The following is a 17,455-nucleotide window of genomic DNA, read 5'->3' as shown; positions in this document are numbered from 1 at the left end:
CGGCGTCCTCGTCGTAGCCGGCGTACTCCTCCATCAGCACCTGCGCCTGCTCCAGTGCCGCCGCCAGCTCCTCCCCCAGCTCGGCGTCGCGGTCGGCCGTCATGTCGCTCACTGGCCCTTCTCCTCTCCAGGAGCCCAGTCCGCCCCGAGTTTCTGGGACAGGATTCGGCTTGCTCCTCGAATGTGCGAACGGACCGTCGCGGGGGAGATCCCCATCATCCGGCCGACGGCTCCGCTGTCGTAGCCCAGCAGGAAGGCCAGCAGCACCACGTCGTAGTGCCGCTCGGGCAGGCACGCGATCGCCGCGTACAGGCCGAGCTTGGCCTCCAGCAGTTCCATGTGCTGCCGGGAGGCGCGGCGCAGGGCGGCGAACCAGGCGGTTTCCACCATCGCCGCGGGCCGGCCGAGAACCGCCAGCCTGCGCGCGACGTGTTCCCGCAGCACCGCCCAGGCGAAGCCGTGCAGGCTCGCCTCCTTGAGTGCCTGGCGCCACACCTTCAGCAGGAAGGTGAACACGTCGTCGACGACGTCCTCGGCGTCCTCGCGGGAGCCCAGTTGCAGGTGTGCGTAGCGCAGGTAGGCGCGGTGGTGCTGGGAGTGGAACGCGCTGAACTCCACCGGCAGGACGCCGGCCAGCTCGCTGGAGACCGCCCGGTCCCCGGACGGGTCGAACTCGCCCTCACTCATACGCTCCTCCAGGGATGCCGGTCGTCGCCGGTACGAGCGGTCGCGGCCCGGGTCCTCGCACCCGGGTGGCGTGGGTGTCTCCTGACGGCATCGAAAGCGACGAGTATCGGCACGGGAGTGACGGTCTGGACAGGATTCACGTCGGCGGGAAGCCTTCCGGTGAAATGAACGGAACGGGCATGCCTGCCCCCCATATCCAGCAGCCGGCCGGACCGGCTGCTCCCCCAACACCACCCCATCGGAAAAGACGCCCGAATGTGCACGGCTGTCGACGGAAATCTTTCGGGAAATGGCGCATCTGCTCCGCTGCGCGCCCCCCTTGCCGCCGCGTACGCCCCTACTCCACTACTCCACCACCAGGTCGGCCCGGGTCCGGCCCGCGGCGATCAGCCGGGCGTTCGCCTCGTCCGAGCGCCTCACCCACTCCTCGGCGTGGGCCGGTGCCTTCCCGTGGCGGACGTGGCGTTCCACCAGCCGCCGGACGCGCACGGTGTCGTCGGGTGCGAGGAACCAGACCTCGTCGAGGAGCGCCCGTACCGCCGCCCACTCCCCCGCCACGTACAGCAGGTAGTTGCCCTCGGTGATCACCAGGCGCACCGCCGGGTCCACCGGGATGCTCCCCGCGACCGGCTCCTCCAGCGACCGGTCGAAAGCCGGAGCGTAGACGGCGGCGGCCGCGGGTGTGCGCAGCCGGCTCAGCAGCGCCGCGTACCCGGCGGCGTCGAAGGTGTCCGGCGCTCCCTTGCGGTCGGCCCGGCCCAGCCGCTCCAGTTCGGCCTGGGCGAGGTGGAACCCGTCCATCGGTACGACCACGGCCACTTCGGGGCCCAGCACGTCCGCGAGGCGGGCCGCCAGGGTCGACTTGCCGGCTCCGGGCGGCCCGGCGATGCCGAGGATCCGACGGGTGCCCGACGCCGCGAGCGCGCGGGCGCGCCGCTCCAGTTCGGTGAAATCCATCCGCCCATCCTGCCCGGGCCGTGCGGGTGCCGGGTACGGCTCAGGCTCCGGCCTGAGGTGGGGGCGGTGGTGTGTGGGGGTCGGTGCCGATACGGGCGACGAGCAGGGCGATGTCGTCGTCCGCCGAGGCCGGAACCAGGTGGGTGATCAGCGAGTCGCACAGGTGGTCCAGCGAGCGCTGGGGTTCGGTGAGCAGGCGGGTGAGTTCGCCCAGGCGCTCGTCGATGTCGCTGCCGCGGGCTTCGACGAGGCCGTCGGTGTACAGGACGAGGATGCTGCCCGGCGCAAGGGTGAGGTCGGTGGTGGTGAACGCGGTACCGCCGACCCCCAGCGGGGTGCCGGGCGGCAGGTCGAGGAGGTGGACCGTGCCGTCGGGCTCCACTGCCACGGGCGGCGGATGCCCGGCGCGGGTGATCCGGCAGCGGCCGGTCTCCGGATCGACCACGGCATACAGGAAGGTGGCGATCATGGGCTCGGCCAGGTCGTCCAGGGTCGCCTCCAGCTGGTGCATCAGGTCCTCGGGGGCGAGGTCGAGCCGGGCGAGGGCGCGCACGCTGGCGGAGAGCCGTCCCATGACCGCCGCGGCCGCGATGCCGTGGCCCATGACGTCGCCGATGAGGAGGGCGGCCTTGCCCCCGGGGAGGTGCAGGACGTCGTACCAGTCGCCGCCGATCTCGTTGACGTCGCTGGCCGGCAGGTAGCGGTGGGCGACCTCGATGCCGGGCGGCGGGGTGATGTGCTGCGGCAGCATGCTGCGCTGCAGGATGACGGCGGTCTCGTGTTCGCGGTGGTAGAGGCGCGCGTTGTCGATGCTGATGGCGGCGCGGGCGGCGAGCTCGCCGGCGAGGGTGACGTCGTCGGGCCCGAAGGGGCCGACAGGGCTGGTCCGGTAGAAGGTGGCGACGCCGAGTACGAGGTCCCGGGCGATCAGCGGCACCATCATGAACGAGTGCACGCCGACGGGCAGGAGCTGTGCGGGTCTGTTCGTGTGGCGGGCGGCGCTGGCGATGACCTGCTCGTCGAGGTGGGCGATCAGGAAGGGCCGGCGGGCGGCGAGGGGCTGGGTGTAGGGGGCGGCCGCCGGGAAGGTAAGGGTCCTGCCCAGCGGGGCGAGGATGCCGATCACGGCGGAGCCGGTCAGCGGGGCCTTGCCCAGGCGCCGCAGCGCCACGCCCCCGGCCAGTCCCAGGCCGGGCTCGTCGCCGCGGGCGAGGGTGTCCAGTACGTCCACGGTGGCGGCGTCGGCGAGCTGCGGTACGGCGAGGTCCGCCAGCTCCTGCGCGGTGCGCTCCAGCTCAAGGCTGGCGCCGATGCGGACGCTGGCCTCGCTGAGCAGGGCCAGCCTGCGGCGGCCGGCCTCGGCCTCGACGTGGTCGTGCTGCTGCTCGGTGATGTCGAGCAGGGAGGCGATCACGCCGATCGGGCGGCCGCCGGGGTCCTCCACCCGGACGTACGAGCAGGACCACACCCGGTCGTGGACCGGGTCGGCCGGGGTACGGCCCGTGCGGCGCCGGTCCAGCATCGGCTCCCCGGTGGCCAGGACCAGCCGCATCGCGTCCTCCATGTCCTCCGCGTTCACCTCGGGCAGGACCTGTGCGAGGCGGCGTCCCACGTGCGAGGACTCCGAGAGGCCGTTCATCGCCTCCAGGGCCGGGTTGACCTGCAGGAATCGCAGTTGCGTGTCGAGGATGGCGATACCGACGGGCGAGCGGGAGAACAGCCCGTCCCAGACCGCCGACGATCCCCGGATCCGCCGGGCGGCGTGGGCGTCGGCGGCGAAGACCAGGACCGCGGAGGCGCCGTGACGGCGGCCGGGCACCGGGCTGGCCCAGATCTCCAGCTCCAGCGGGTGCCCGTCCTGGTGCCAGGCGGTCACGGTGCCCATCACCCCGCGCCCGGTGACGGCGGTCTCCCACAGGGCGCGGCCGAGGCTGCGGTCGGCTCCGGGGTGGAGGAGGTCGGCGATGTGCCGGCCGACGATCTGTGGCGGGGTGTAGCCGAGCAGTTCCTGCGCCGCCCGGTTCCAGCGGACGATGGTGCCGTCCGCGCTGGTGGCCAGCTGCGCCACGGCCAGCGAGCCGAGCCACCCGCCGGCGTCCTGGGCGGCGCCGCTGATCAGATCCTCGATCGGCGTCTGCTCGTTCATCCGGCCTCCACTACCACCCATGGTCGCCCTGGCGGCCCGGAACCGCTTCCCGGCGTGGTCGGGGGCGTGCGGGCACGGCCGCGGCGTGGTGGTGGCGCCGGATCAGCGGTCCGTGCGCCGCGCCTCGACGGACGCGGCGAATTCCTCGAGTGTGGCGGCGCGGAGCTCCTCCTCCTCGACCGTGATGCCCAGCATGTCGTGAACGGCGATGGCCATTTCGACGATCATGAGCGAATCGGTCAGCAGGTCACGCATGGGCGTACTCGCCCGTACCTCGTCGGAGGGGATGTCGAGCCTCTCGATGAGCAGTTCACTGATCACGTCGAGGACGGATTCCGGCGCGGAAGTAGTCACGGATTCTCTCATTTGCAGTATCGGTGCCACGTACAGCAGGGTGGCGAGGGGAGATGCTTCTCGTGCTCAAATAAGTACCACGGCAGAGGGTTTACTCAAAGCCCGTCCCTGCTGCGCTTGTTGATGATTCCAAACGTGAGAGTGGTGATCATTCGTGTCGGAAAGCATGGTCGATGTGACCGATGTGATCGAGGTGGCCGGCGCCGAACTCAGGTACGTGAAGCGGCTGCTCGGAGAGGCCGGGGAGAGCGCCTGGGACCGCCTCCTCGACTGGCTCGTCGACGACTATTTCCGGCTCGAGGTGGTCGGGGTGGAGAACATCCCGGCCGAAGGGCCCGCGATCGTCGTCGCCAATCACTCGGGCGCCTGGGGGCTCGACGCCTTCGTTCTCCAGAAGGTGTTCACCCGCAGCCTGCGGCGACCCCTGCACATCCCCGCGGCACCGCTGCTTTTCCGATTCCCGGTCCTGGGCTCGTACGCCCGCAAGAAGGGCGCCATTCCTCTCGATCCGATGCTGGGAATGGAACACCTGACCGCAGGGGAACTCGTCGGGGTGTTCCCCGAAGGCATTTCCGGTCTGGAAAAGCCCTTTCGCAAGCGCTATCAACTCCGGCCGTTCAGCCCCGGATTTGCGGTCACCGCCGTCCGGGCGGGCGCCCCCGTGGTACCGGTGTCCGTCATCGGCGCCGAGGAGGCCTGCCCCCGGCTCGGCGAGATCCCGGCCCTGGCACGCCTCTTCGACCTCCCCTACTTCCCGATCACCACGGTCTTCCCGCTGCCATCGAAGTGGCTCATCACCATCGGGGAGCCGATCCCCGCGCCACGGCGGCCCGAGTCCTACGCCGCCCGCGCCGCCGCGGCCCGCCTGCTGTGCGCCGAGTCGCAGGCGGCCGTACAGGCCTTGGTGGACCGGGAACGGCGCAGGCGGGACACGCCGTTCTGGTAGCCCCCGCCTTCTGGGGGACGGCTCATCCGCCCTCGGTCACCGCCCGCACCTCGGGCCAGACCAGGGTGGTCGACCCCCAGGCAAGTCCCGCGCCGTACGCGGTGAGCGCCACCCGCAGGCCCGGCGACAGCGTTCCGGCGGCGGCCGCCTGGGCCAGCAGTACAGGCACCGAGGCGGCCGCCGTGTTCCCGTACCTCTCGATGTGCGACAGCACCTGCCCGGGCGCCAGGCCCAGCTCGGCGGCGAGTCCGTCCAGGATGCGCTGATTGGCCTGGTGGGCGACCAGCAGGTCGAGGTCCGCCAGTCGCCAACCGGCCCTGTCCAGGGCCCGCGTCACCGAGTCGCACATCCCGACGACGGCCTGCTTGCGTACGACGGGCCCGTCCATCCGGAAGTACGGCGAGAACTCCTCTTCCGGCGCCGTCAGTTGCCGCTTCCTGGCCCGGGCACCGCCGCCGGGGATCTCCAGCAGATCGGCCTGCGCGCCGTCGCTGCCCAGATCGAAGGGACCGAACCCGCCCGGTGTGCCGGCTTCGCCCGCGCGCAGCACCACCGCTCCCGCCCCGTCGCCGAAGATGGCAGACATCAGCCAGTCCTCCGGGTCGACGAATGCGCTGAACACGTCCGAGGCGACCAGCAGGACACGGTCGAAGGCCCCCGCGGTGATCAACGAGGACGCCACGCCCAGGCCGTACAGGAACCCGCTGCAGCCCGACGCCAGGTCGAATGCCGGCACCGTGCCCAGCCCGAGCCGTGCCGCGACCTCCGGGGCCCCGGCCGGCACGAGCCGGTCCGGGGAGATGGTGGTCAGGACGACCGCGTCGACCGCGGACGCCCCCGCCGCCGTCAGCGCGTGCCGGCCGGCCCGTACCGCCAGGTCGACGGTGGCCTCCCCGTCGGCGATGCGCCGGCTCCCCACACCGATGCGGGTGCGGATCCACTCGTCGCCGATGGGCCGCTGCCCGCACAGCTCGGCGTTGGTGAGGACGCGCGGCGGGACGTACGCGCCGAGCCCGGCGAGGACCGCGCAGCGGCCGCGCGCAGGCACGGGCGCAGACCCTGCGGCGGGCGCGGCCGCGGGGATGTTTGCCGAAGTGTTCATGAATCCCGTCCGCCTCGGTCCGTCAGCCGCTTGGCTGCCCGCCGAACCCCGTCGGCAGCCGTCGCGCACCGCTCGGCGTGGCTCAGCAGAGCCACGCGGAACCGCTCCCCCTCCTCGTCGGTGCTCCAGCCGCTGTTCCCGGCACAGGCCGCGAGGCTCTCCGCGTGCCGCTCCAGCCGGTCGGCGCTGGCGTGCGCCAGGGCTCCGTACGCCGCCGGGGCGTAGCCGAACGCCGAGACCGGCACCGCCGTCGGCATGCCGACCGTCACGCGCCCGTCGCCCGGCCGGGCGGCGAGGTCCTCGAGCGCCACGACCAGCGTCCGCGGATCGAGCGAGTCCGGCAGCCGGTCCGCGGTGAACTGCGGGGCGATCACCACCGGGCGGGCCGCCTCCGTGACGGCCCGTACGACCTGCTCGGCGACGAGCGCCGCGAACCGCGTCGCCGCACACCCCGTCGGAGCCCCGCACAGCGGCGGCATCCCCGAGGTCAGCGCCGTCGCGGACGTCCCCGACGGCCCCGGGTCCGGGCGGCCCTCGCCGTCCAGGCCGCGCAGCCAGCCGGGCACCCGCAGGATCTCGGTACCGGCGGCGACCTCGAGGTCCTGCCATACGAAGTCGGCCCGTACGGGGTACACGGCCGCGGCCACCGGCGGCCAGCGGCGCAGCGCCTCGGCCACGGCCGCCTCCGGGGACTCCGCGGCGCCCACGGCGATCAGGGCCAGCGCCTGGAGCACGGTCCCCGCGGCGGCCTCGGAGACCAGCGCGAGCGCGTGCGCGACGGCCGGTACGGCCTCCTCCGGCTCGGTGCCCTGGCGGCCCGCGCCCTGCCCCGACATCCGACCCGCCAGCGAGGCGGGGTCCGGAGCGGCCAGGTACGGTGCCAGCCGGCGCCGCAGCGCCGTGGCCCGGCCCTCGTACGACCTGCTGTCAGCAGCCGCCGTCGCCGCCGCGAGCACCTCACTGAGCAGCGTGTCCTCGACGGCTGTGGCGCCCGCCACCACGCGCCGGCCCAGCCGCTGCATGCCGCGCTGCCAGTCGTGCCACTCCAGCGTGCCGTCCCCACGCCGGGCTGCGATCACCCGGTCCACGTCCTCGGCCAGCAGGGCGCGCAGCTCGGCGGCCGGAACCGCCGCGTCCCGGGGCAGCGGCACGTGCGGCGACAGGCCGTATCGCTGCCCGCCGGCCGTGAGGCCGACCGCAGGTGCGAGCGCCCCCGCCTCGTCCGCCCGGGCGAGCAGGCCTGCGGCGTCGGCCGCGGCCAGCGGCAGCAGGAAGGGCCCGAACGGGGTGCGCAGCTGCACCGGCCGTCCGGAGCGGGTGTGCCGCAGGAACGCCAGCAGCCGGTGCGTCACCCCTTCCCGGGTCAGCGCGTCCAGCCCCAGGGCGCGGGCCGGGGCGTCCACCCAGGGCAGCCGCTGGGCGACCATCGCCGCGCTGAACACGGCGTTCTCCAGGGGCCAGGCCGTCGCGGGACGTCGCGCCGTGGTGGCCGGGCTCTCGGCAGTGGTCATCGGTCGGTCTCCCTTGTGGTCCCTTGGGTCACTTGTGATCACTGAGGTCATTTGCGATCACTTGTCGCGCAGCATGTACGGCTGGTTGCCGACGACTTCGCCGTCGTATGCGCCGATCAGCTTGTTGACCTGCTCGCGGTAGTGCGTGAACTCCCCGCGCAGCGCGTCGGAATAGGCCTGCGGGGCGTGCGACAGCGGGTAGTCGTACGACTCGTCGAGCCAGGCCAGTTCGACCCAGCTGTCGGGGATGTCGTTGGGCGAGGCCGGTCCGCGCCCGTCCAGCCCCGGGATCACGTCGTGCTTGTTGACGAGGCTGATCACCTGCGTGGTGTGGTCGGCGGGCCGCTTGCTGTCGATCGGGGAGCCGATCGCGACGACGTGCGTGACCCGGTAGGTGGAGGAGACCTCCACGTCGCTCGCGAGGTTCATGGCGGTCATCCCGCCCAGGCTGTGCCCGACGATCATGAGCTCCGAGCCGGTGGGCAACCCCGCCCGCCGGAGCAGCTTCTTCGCGGCACGGGTGTACGTCGTGTCGGTGCGCAGCAGTCCGTCGAACGCGCCGACGAGGTCCTGCGGGGTGCTGTTGCTCAGCAGCCCGAAGCTCGTGCCGGGCAGCAGGAGCACGTACCGTACGGCGCCGTCGGCGCATGCGACGCGGCGCAGCAGTACCAGGCCGTGGTTGCCGAGGGCCCCGATGTCGTTCACGTAGCTGACGATGTCGTTGCGGGAGGTGGCGAGCACCTTCGCGAGGATCGGGTCCGGCTCGGCGCGTTCGGCGCGGCCCGGGCCGGGGTTGAGGAACTTGAGGACCGAACTCGGCAGTCCGAGGATCGGGTCGGTGGTCGGCACGCCCCCGGCGAGCGTCACCCACGAGAAGTCGTCGTTGACCGGGTTCTCGTCGAGCATGCCGAGCAGGGCCATCAGCTCCATGATCACGGGGCTCACCGTGGTCAGGGCGCGGGTCACGCCCAGCAGCTCGATCAGCCCGTGCATCGCCCGCAGCGCCTCGAGCCGGTTCCCGGCCACCATGGCGTCGGTGAGGCGGCGTGCGGCCGGCGAGTCGAGGCCCGGATGATCGGCCGCGGCCGCCTTGATCCGCAGGGCGAAGGCGTCCACGGCCATGGCCACCTTGGCGGGGCGGCGGTACGTCATGCTCCCGGCCATCCGGGCCAGTTCGCCGATCAGGCCGCCGTTGGCCCCGAACCCGAGCCCGGTGGAGGCGGTCAGCGCCTGGGCGCAGGAGGCAGCCGTACCGAGCGCCCAGCCGGGGCGCCGCAGCGCCTCCAGCCCGAACCGCCAGCTGAACAGGGCTCCGGTCAGCTCCGCGCCGGACTGCTTGGCCGTCAGGGCCGCGTCCGCGAGCAGGACCGACGCCGCGATGAGGAGCTCGGAGTCGATCCGCTCCGGGGCCGGTTCCTGCGCCGCCGGAGCGGGTGCGGCCGGGGCCGCGCTCTGGGCGGCGGCATCCGGACCCTTCCGCGTGGGGAGACGCTGAGCCGTTTCGTCGACCACCTGAGGCGCCACTTTCCTACCTCTCATCCTGTGCAAAGGCTTTGCAGCCTTGCCCGCTGTGTGCGGGGGAATCGTGGCACCGAATATGATCCTTTCCGCGCGGCCGGACCCTCGTTTCCGCGTGTCAGCCGCCGTGCGGCCGCCGGCCCGGACCCTCTCGCAGGCCCCTCGCGGGCCCCTGCCCACGGGGGCGACGGCGGATCCGGCAGGCGCCCGGTTCACCCGACGGGGTTGGCCGCGCCCGGGAGGATGACCTCACCCCCTCCCGGTTGACACGCCCCGCCCACGGCCTCCGCCACGGGTCGGGAGGGGGCGGCGGGATCGGCTCCAGGACGCCGCCCGGCGGGGCGGGGCTCCGGCGAACTGCTTGGCATGGACGCGGCGTACAGTCGGCTGCCGACGCCAGGACCCGACCACCCCTCGACTCCGACCGAAAGCAGGAGCGATGACAGGCACCGCACCGACCGCCACCCTCGCCGGATGGCACCGGGCTCCCTTCTCCGCCGAGGGGCTCACGTACGACTGCTTCGAGAAGGGCGAGGGCCCCGGCGTGGTGCTCCTGCCGGAGCTGCCCGGCATCACGCCCGAGGTGCTCGGCCTCGCCGAGCACCTGGTGGGCGAGGGATTCACCGTCGTGATGCCGTCGTTGTTCGGCACGCCGGGCAAGCCCGTCTCCGTCGCCCGGACCGCGGCCGTCTTCGCCCGCATCTGCGTCTCCGCGGAGTTCCGGGCCTTCGCCACGAACGCCCGCCGGCCCGTCGCCGACTACCTCCGGGCCCTCGCCCGCGACCTCGCGGCCCGTACCCCCGCCGCGGGGGTCGGTGTCATCGGCCTCTGCTTCACGGGCGGTTTCGCCCTGGCCGCCGCCGTGGACGACTCCGTCCTGGCCCCCGTCATGAGCCAGCCCTCGGCCCCGATCGCCCTGACCGCCGCGCAGCGCGCGGACGCCGGTGTCTCCGAGGACGAGCTCCAGCGCGTCGTCGACCGCACGCGCAACAATGGCCTCTGCGTCATGGGGCTTCGCTTCAGTGGGGACTGGATGGCCCCTGAGGAGCGCTTCGACACCCTGCGCTCCCGGCTCGGGGACGCCTTCAAGGTCATCCGGCTCAGCTCCGCCCCGGACAACGGCGACGGCTTCGGCCGCCTGGCCCATGCCGTCCTCACCCTGGAGGTCCGCGAAACCCCGGCGGACCACCCCGCCTTGAAGGCCCGGGCGGACGTCACCGCGTTTCTGCACGAGCGGCTGGGCGGCTGACGGGGTGACTCCTCCCCGCCATAAATGGCGGGGCTTCCTGTTACGCCGGGTTGGCGTTGCAGCGGACCAGCCCGGCCCGGTTCAAAACGTTGATCGCTCCGACGGTGTCGGCGTGCGCGAGGTGGCCGCAGGCCACGCAGTGGAACTTTTCTTGAGTGGTGCGGTTCTCCGCTGAGACGTGCCCGCACTCGGGGCAGGTTCGGGAGGTGTTGCGGGGGTCCACGGGGATCGTCGCCCGACCGGCGCTACGCCTGGCGGGCGGCCCCGAGCCTCCGGCCGCGCTCCCGTAGCGGGCGGCCCCGGCCGGGCCCGCCGTCGTACCGACGCGCCCGGCACGGCAGGTGTCCGAGCGTGCGTCAACCGCCGCGCGTCCTGCCCGTGTCGTCGGTGGCGCGGGCGATGCCGTCGAGCTCCTGGGCGATCCAGGCCTGCTCGGCCGCATCGCAGGGCGGTAAGGACGGCGCGATGTGCTGGTGGGGGCGGGTGTTGTCCACGACCGCCCAGCCCTTGCCGCCGTCGGGGGCGGCCAGTTCGACGAGGCGGTGGTCGAGGTGGCCCGTGATCATGACCGCCATCAGGGACAGGTACTCGCGCTGCAGATCGGGGGCGAGGTCGGTGTCGCCCGGTACCTCCAGGACGGCCTCCCGTCCGTCGGCCAGCAGCGCGCAGGTGGCCTGGACGGCCCTGATGAGTACCTCGAACCGCTCCCTGTTCAGGCGTGCTCGCAGGACCTCCAGATAGGGGCCCAGAACATCGTCCTCCTGGCCGTCCCCCGGGTCTGCCGCATGGTGCTCGATCATGTTCCCCGCCCTTTCCCGGACGGCCGCGTCCCTTCGCAGTGTAGGGAGCTTGCGGTAGGTGCACGGCGGTCTTCGGCCATCCGCCAAACCCTCGCACGATCCCCCGACTTGGCTTCGCCCGGCCATCGCCGATCCCTCAACAGCCATTGATCCCAGCGGAGTTCACCTCCATCGGATGCGTCAGGAGCTTCGTCACGCAGGACGTCGGCGCCCCGTGCGCAGCATCCACCCCGCGCTGCGCACCTGCGCACCCGGGGTCGGTGCTCCCGCGCTCGTATCAGTGGCCGGAAGAGGCCTATGAGCAGCTCCGGGGCCGAGCGTGCATCGAACGAGTCCCCGTCCGGGGAGTCCCCCACGCCCCTCGCGCGAACCTCCGCTCGGGGTGACTATGCCGCCCGCACATCCGCAGCGAATATTCCTTCGGTAATTTCACGGCGAATTCAGTATCTCCCCACTTCCTACATTGACAGTGCGCCGCGCCCTGCGAGTTAATTAGTTCACGGGTGGCCTGATGTAGTCGTGTGTGGGCGGGATCTGGTCGCTTGGCGACCGGTTCATTCCGAACAGTCGCGGTTGTGGGGCCGTGACGGCGCCGCACCAGCAGGGTGCTCGGAAATCGCACGTGCCATGACGATCGTACATTGAGCGGGTATTGGCGAATCCGACTCTTCCGTGGGGGGATCAATGGCCCGGCTCGACCCATTCCCTGTTCCCGATTTTCATCTCCCGTTCGGGAACTCCAAGCATCCACTGGCCGCACGGGCCAACGCCGGGGCCACGTCATGGGCGTTGCGCCACGAGCTCGTCACCGATGCCGCGGAGCAGTTCGCCGGCATCGGCTGCGGTCACCTTGCGGGGCGGGTGAGCGGCGAGGTGCCGTACGACACCATCGTCCTGCTCGCCGAGTGGATGGCCTGGTCGTTCGTCCTCGACGATCAGCACGATCATCTCATCAGGACGGGTGAACTTGCGGCCTGGCGGCCCGTCACCGATGCCATCACCCAGTATCTGGACACGGGCAGGACCAACAGGGCCTCATCGCGCCGCAATCCGCTGGTGAACGGATTCGTCGACCTGTGCGACCGGATCCTCGCCGGGATGTCCCCGGGAACCGCGGCCCGATACCGGGCCCACGTCCCGCTGATGCTGCGGTCGTTGGACCAGGAGGCGGGCAATCGCCGGTCCGGCGGGCGTCCTTCGATCCAGGACTACGTCCTCATGCGCCGGCACAGTTCCCAGTTGCTGCCGATGATGGACATGGTCGAGGCCGGGCTGGGAATCGATGTGCCGCAGGGCATCCACGACCTCCCCGCTTTCCAGGCGGTCGTCGAGAGCGCAGTCGACATCATCTCGTGGGGCAACGACGTGTTCTCCCTGCGGAAGGAGCACGCCTGCGGGGACAACAACAACCTCGTCTCCCTCATCTCCTCCTGGGAGGGATGCTCCCTCCCGGACGCCGTCCAGGCGGCCTGGGAACGTATCCAGGTCCGCATAGAGGACTACGTGGCAGCGAAACGACGGTTGGTTCAAGTCATGGACGCCCAGGGGGAGATGGAACCAGCCGTACGTGCGGCGGTCACCCGGTGCGTGCGGAGTTACGAGGACTGGATGATCGGCACGGATCTGTGGCAGCGTTACGAGTGCACACGGTACAGCGACGAACGGTTCGCAGCCGGGCTGGAGTCTGCGTACATCCGCCCGGACCTGGTCTCGGTGGCATGACAGGGAGTCGATCCATGACCCACGCGGAACATCCCGGCCCTGTGGTCCACGCCCCCGCGGCCCCGGGACGGTTACCGCTCCTGGGGCACGCACTCCCCCTGTGGCGGGAGCCGATCGCGTTCCTCGAATCGCTGCGCGAGCACGGCGACATCGTGCGCCTCGACATCGGCACCTGGCCCGTCCACGTGCTCACGAGCCCGGACCACGTGCACGCCGTACTGGTCCGGCAGGCCCAGCAGTTCGGCCGCGGCAGGATCTTCGAGCGGCTCCGCCCGATGTTCGGCAACGGCATCGTGACGACCGACGGGGACTTCCACCGCAAACAGCGCCGCATGGTGCAACCGGCCTTCCACCGCGACCACATCGCCGGCTACGCCGAGGTGATGGGCCGGGCGGCGGAGGCGATGTGCGCCTCGTGGACCGCGGGCCGCGAGGTCTCGATGCTCACGGAGACGCGCCGGTACGCGCTTGCCTCGGTCGCGGAGATGACCTTCTCGGGAGGCCTGAGCGGGGCCGCGATCGCGGAGGTGCACCGGTCGCTGCCCATCGTCCTGGAGGGCATGCTCCTGCGCGTGGTCATGCCCAAATCCCTGGACCGGCTGCCCATCCCGCCCAACCGGAGGTTCGACTCGGCGGCCGCCCGCCTGCGCCGCGTCATCGACCAGGTGATCGCGCAGTACGGCGTCGAGAAGGAGGACCGGCACGACCTCCTCTCCCTGCTGCTGTCCAGCGTGGACGCCGAGACGGGCACGACGATGAGCCCCGAGCAGGTACGGGACGAGGTCATCGCGATCATGTTCGCGGGGACGGAGACCCCGGCCACCACCCTGGCCTGGATCTTCCATGAACTCGGCCGGCATCCGGAGGTGGAGAAGCGCCTCCACGCCGAGGTCGATGCGGTGGTGGGCGCGCGCCCCGTCCGCCCCGACGACCTCCCCCGGCTGACCTACACGAACAACGTGTTCCAGGAGGCGCTGCGCCTGCACTCGCCGCTGCTCTTCACCCGGCGGTCCCTGGAGCCCCTCACCCTGGGCGGTGTCTCCATCCCGGCCGGGGCGGAACTGGCCTACAGCCCGTACGCGTTGCACCGGGACCCCGCGCTGTTCCGCGATCCCACGGCCTTCGATCCGGACCGCTGGCAGGAGGACGGGGACGAGCTGCCTCGGCCCCACCGGTTCATCCCGTTCGGGGCGGGCCAGCACAAGTGCATCGGTGATGCGTTCGCCGTGGCGGAGATCCTGACCGCGGTGGCGACCGTGGCGTCCCGGTGGAAGCTGGTGCCCGCCCCGGGTGTGACGGTGCGTGAACTCCCGGCGGGCATACCCCAGCCCAGCGAATTGCCCATGATCCCTGTTTCACGCCATTGACGGGGGACCGGCGATCCGGTTCATTTCATGGCGAGTTCACCGATCCGCTGACGTCACACCGCTCGTGACGTCAGCGGAGGATACAGCGTCGTTCCCGTACGAGTGACGTGATCCCGCAATAATGTGCTTAAGCAGCAATTTCTCGTCCCCTGGGTCGTACACTCGGCCGCACGCGCAGGAGGGGGCAGGAATGTCACATGTCACGGAACCGCGAGGGTGGGCGTCCCAGCCCCTGCTCGAACGGGAGCCCGAGATTCTCGCGATCCACCGTGCGGTGGACGATCTCTGCGGCATCACGGACACCGGTCCCGCCGCCCGCCGCGGGGGTGTGCTGACCTTCGCGGGGGCGGCCGGCATCGGCAAGACCACGCTGCTCGCCGAGGCCCGCCGGCATGCCGCCGAGCGCAACTGCACCGTACTGTTCGCCCGCGGCGGCGAGCAGGAGAAGCAGGTGCCGTTCCACGTGATGCGGCAGCTCATCCAGCCGGCGTTCGCCGCCATGACCGAGGCCGAACGGCACGAGGTCCTCGGCACCTGGTACAACATCGTCGCCCCGGCGCTCGGCCTGACCGCCGCCCCGGAAGTCCCCACCGCGCCCGACCCGCAGGGCGTGCGCGACGGCCTGGACTGGGTCGTCACCCATCTGACGGTGCGCAGCGCACCCGTCGTCCTCGTCCTCGACGATGCGCACTGGGCGGACGCCGAGTCCCTGGCGTGGCTGACCGCGTTCACGGCGCGGGCCGAGGAGCTGGCCATGCTGATCATGGTGGCCTGCAGGCCGGACGAGATCCCCGCCGGCGCCGGCGCCCTGCGCGCCCTGATGGGACGCCAGGGGACGCGTCCGCACGAGCTGGCTCCCCTCACCACGAGCGCGGTGGCCCGCATAGTGCGCGACGCCCTCGGACAGAGCGCCGACGACGTGTTCTGCCGGGAGTGCTGGGCCATCACCGGCGGAAACCCCTTCGAGGTCGTCGAGCTGGCCATGAAGGGCCGCGACCGCGAGCTGAAGCCGCACCAGGACAGCATCCCCGAGCTGCGCGATCTGGCCTCCGCCGTCAAGGGCAGCGGCCTGATCGCCCGCCTCGAACAGCTCGGACCGTCCACCGTCCGGTTCGCCTGGGCCGCCGCGGTGCTCGGCACCGCGGTCCCGACCAGCATCGTCGGCAGTGTGGCGGCCCTCGGTGAGGCCCAGCTCTCCGAGGCCATCGACCAACTGCGCAGCGCCCGCATCCTGACCGTCCTCACCAGCCTGCGGCGCAAGGAGGTCGTGGAGTTCTTCCATCCGCTCATCGCCACCGCCGTCTACCGTTCGATCCCGCCCAGTGTCCGCGTCGCCATGCACGGCATGGCCGCGCAGGCTCTCGTCGACGACGGGCAGGGTGCCGCCGCCGCGGCCCGCCACCTGCTCGAGATGCACCCCGACGGCGATCCCTGGGTGGTGCAGCAGCTGCGCCAGGCTGCCCGCGACAGCTTCTCGGCGGGAGCGCCCGATGCCGCACGGCGCTATCTGGCCCGGGCGCTGCGCGAGCCGCCGGACGTCGAGGACCGGGCCGAGGTGCTGTTCGAACTCGGCTCCGCCAACCTCCTGCACGATCCGGTGACGACCATCAACCAGCTCAGGGCCGCGCTGGAAGAGCCCAAGGCCGAACAGAGCCTGCGGGAGGCGATCACGTACCGGCTCGCCCAGGCCCTCGCCCACACCGGTCAGCTGGCGGATGCCGCCGACCTCCTCTCGGAGGAGGCCAAGCGCGCCACGAGCTCCCGTACGCGGCTGCGGATGCAGGCCGAACAGTTCAAGTGGAACTCGGTCCGGGTCGACGAGGAGAATTCGCCCGCCCGCTCCCGGCTCCTCGCCCAGTTCGCCAAGCGGCTCACCGGCCGTGGCCTGGCCGAGCGGCACATCCTGGGCCTGCGGGCCTGGGACGCCGCCATGCGCGGCGAACCCGCCACCACGGCCCTGGAGTACGCGGAACAGGCGCTGGACGGCGGCATGAGCTGGACCGACCAGGACTTCGGATTCGAGGTGCCGGCCTCCGTCGCCGTCACCCTCATGTACTGCGACCAGCCGGGCCGCGCCGAGGACCTGTTCAACACCGGCATCGTCGAGTTCGAGGCTAAGGGCTGGCGCGGCGCGCACCTGTCGTTCGTGTACACCCTGCTCGGGTACGTCCGCTTCCGGCGCGGGCGCCTCGCCGAGGCCGAGGACTTCGTACGCAACGGCCTGCAGATCGCCGACCGCATCGGACACGGGACCCCGGCGCAGTGGTACGCGATCGGAACCCTCATCGAGACCCTGCTCGCCCGCGGGAACACCGAGGAGGCCCAGCGGGTCGCCCACACGTACAAGCTGGGGGACGGCTTCCCGCAGGCGGTCGTCTACCCCGACCCGCAGGCCGTGTGGGGCAAGCTCCTCCTGGCCCAGGGCAGGGTGGAGGAGGCGGTGCAGCACCTCGCCGCGGCGGGCAAGCGCCTGGATCTGCGCGGCACCCGCAACCCGTCCTGGAGCCCCTGGCAACTCGACCTGGCGCTGGCACAGGTGGCCCGCGAGCCCGAGCAGGCGAGCGCCACGGCGGCCGAAGCGGTGTCCCGGGCACGTGCGTTCGGCACGTCGAGCGTGATCGGCCACGCCCTGCGGGTGTCGGCGGCGACCACGGACGCCGCTCAGGCGGCGGTCCTGCTGCAGGAGGCGGTGGACCATCTCGAACAGTCCCCGGCCGCCTGCGAACTCGCCCATGCGCTCATCGATCACGGCACGGCCCTGCACACCCTCGGTGACCCGCACCGGGCGGCGCAGCAGCTCTACCGTGGCATGGAAACGGCCGCCGCCTGCGGCGCCGATGCCCTTGCACGCCGCGCCCGTTCACAGCTCGCGTCAGCCGGGCTGCGCCCCCGCCGTCTGCACACGTTCGAGCAGGACACCTTGACGGTCGCCGAGAACACGGCGGCCGGGCATGCCGCCCTCGGCCTCGACAACACGGCGATCGCGGCGAAGATGCACACCGACGCTCAAGCGGTGTCGGAGCTGCTGTCGGCGGTCTTCACCAAGCTGGGCACCGACCGGCTCGGCCTGCGCCGAGCCCTGGGAATCTGACGGCC

The 17,455-nt window shown here is 71.8% G+C and carries 13 protein-coding genes and 1 pseudogene; 5 read left to right on the top strand and 9 right to left on the bottom strand.

Features of this window, described 5'->3' with window-relative positions; translation table 11 throughout:
* Window positions 1-108 precede the first annotated feature (108 nt).
* From AB0M76_RS32120 to AB0M76_RS32105, 4 genes are all read right to left on the bottom strand, one after another.
* Window positions 109-687, bottom strand: coding sequence for a sigma-70 family RNA polymerase sigma factor (locus AB0M76_RS32120; RefSeq protein WP_365956258.1), 579 nt, complete (start codon window positions 685-687; stop codon window positions 109-111).
* A gap of 345 nt (window positions 688-1,032) precedes the next feature.
* Entirely contained in the window at window positions 1,033-1,644 is a 612-nt protein-coding gene (locus AB0M76_RS32115) for a nucleoside/nucleotide kinase family protein (RefSeq protein WP_365956257.1), read from the bottom strand.
* Between the two features lie 40 nt (window positions 1,645-1,684).
* On the bottom strand, window positions 1,685-3,790 hold the full coding sequence (locus AB0M76_RS32110; protein ID WP_365956256.1) for a SpoIIE family protein phosphatase: 2,106 nt from the start codon (window positions 3,788-3,790) through the stop codon (window positions 1,685-1,687).
* Window positions 3,791-3,892: 102 nt separating this feature from the next.
* A complete protein-coding gene (locus AB0M76_RS32105) occupies window positions 3,893-4,144 on the bottom strand; it encodes an acyl carrier protein (RefSeq protein ID WP_365956255.1) in 252 nt (83 codons plus the stop codon).
* Between the two features lie 154 nt (window positions 4,145-4,298).
* On the opposite strand from AB0M76_RS32105, the gene AB0M76_RS32100 reads away from it, so the two are divergent.
* Entirely contained in the window at window positions 4,299-5,090 is a 792-nt protein-coding gene (locus tag AB0M76_RS32100; protein ID WP_365956254.1) for a lysophospholipid acyltransferase family protein, read from the top strand.
* Between the two features lie 22 nt (window positions 5,091-5,112).
* Here the strand turns inward: AB0M76_RS32100 and AB0M76_RS32095 are convergent, their stop codons facing one another.
* Genes AB0M76_RS32095 through AB0M76_RS32085 form a run of 3 tightly spaced genes read right to left on the bottom strand, consistent with a single transcriptional unit; the run spans window position 5,113 to window position 9,227 of the window.
* Window positions 5,113-6,192, bottom strand: a complete 1,080-nt coding sequence (locus AB0M76_RS32095) for a beta-ketoacyl-ACP synthase III (RefSeq protein WP_365956253.1) — start codon at window positions 6,190-6,192, stop codon at window positions 5,113-5,115.
* Window positions 6,189-7,703, bottom strand: a complete 1,515-nt coding sequence (locus AB0M76_RS32090; protein ID WP_365956252.1) for a hypothetical protein — start codon at window positions 7,701-7,703, stop codon at window positions 6,189-6,191. Before AB0M76_RS32090 ends, AB0M76_RS32095 begins: the two co-directional genes overlap by 4 nt.
* A gap of 57 nt (window positions 7,704-7,760) precedes the next feature.
* Complete coding sequence (locus AB0M76_RS32085; protein WP_365956251.1) at window positions 7,761-9,227, bottom strand: hypothetical protein; 1,467 nt, start codon at window positions 9,225-9,227, stop codon at window positions 7,761-7,763.
* 433 nt (window positions 9,228-9,660) lie between these two features.
* Here AB0M76_RS32085 and AB0M76_RS32080 point away from each other — a divergent pair, with 433 nt between their 5' ends.
* On the top strand, window positions 9,661-10,470 hold the full coding sequence (locus AB0M76_RS32080) for a dienelactone hydrolase family protein (RefSeq protein WP_365956250.1): 810 nt from the start codon (window positions 9,661-9,663) through the stop codon (window positions 10,468-10,470).
* 40 nt (window positions 10,471-10,510) lie between these two features.
* On the opposite strand, the pseudogene AB0M76_RS32075 reads toward AB0M76_RS32080, so the two are convergent.
* A pseudogene (locus AB0M76_RS32075) lies at window positions 10,511-10,717 on the bottom strand (zinc ribbon domain-containing protein); the annotation flags it as partial.
* Between the two features lie 109 nt (window positions 10,718-10,826).
* The gene (locus AB0M76_RS32070; protein ID WP_365956249.1) at window positions 10,827-11,270 is read right to left on the bottom strand and encodes a hypothetical protein; all 444 of its coding nucleotides are present in this window, start codon (window positions 11,268-11,270) and stop codon (window positions 10,827-10,829) included.
* Between the two features lie 789 nt (window positions 11,271-12,059).
* Between AB0M76_RS32070 and AB0M76_RS32065 the strand changes: the two genes are divergently transcribed.
* From AB0M76_RS32065 to AB0M76_RS32055, 3 genes are all read left to right on the top strand, one after another.
* Window positions 12,060-12,992: a terpene synthase family protein gene (locus AB0M76_RS32065; RefSeq protein ID WP_365956248.1), complete on the top strand. Its 933-nt coding sequence runs from the start codon at window positions 12,060-12,062 to the stop codon at window positions 12,990-12,992.
* 14 nt (window positions 12,993-13,006) lie between these two features.
* Entirely contained in the window at window positions 13,007-14,359 is a 1,353-nt protein-coding gene (locus tag AB0M76_RS32060; protein WP_365956247.1) for a cytochrome P450, read from the top strand.
* Between the two features lie 190 nt (window positions 14,360-14,549).
* Complete coding sequence (locus AB0M76_RS32055) at window positions 14,550-17,450, top strand: AAA family ATPase (protein ID WP_365956246.1); 2,901 nt, start codon at window positions 14,550-14,552, stop codon at window positions 17,448-17,450.
* The last annotated feature ends 5 nt before the right edge of the window (window positions 17,451-17,455 follow it).

It is taken from the genome of Streptomyces sp. NPDC051364, assembly GCF_040682115.1.
Taxonomy (GTDB): Bacteria; Actinomycetota; Actinomycetes; order Streptomycetales; family Streptomycetaceae; genus Streptomyces.
This window is presented reverse-complemented; position numbering and strand designations above follow the sequence as displayed.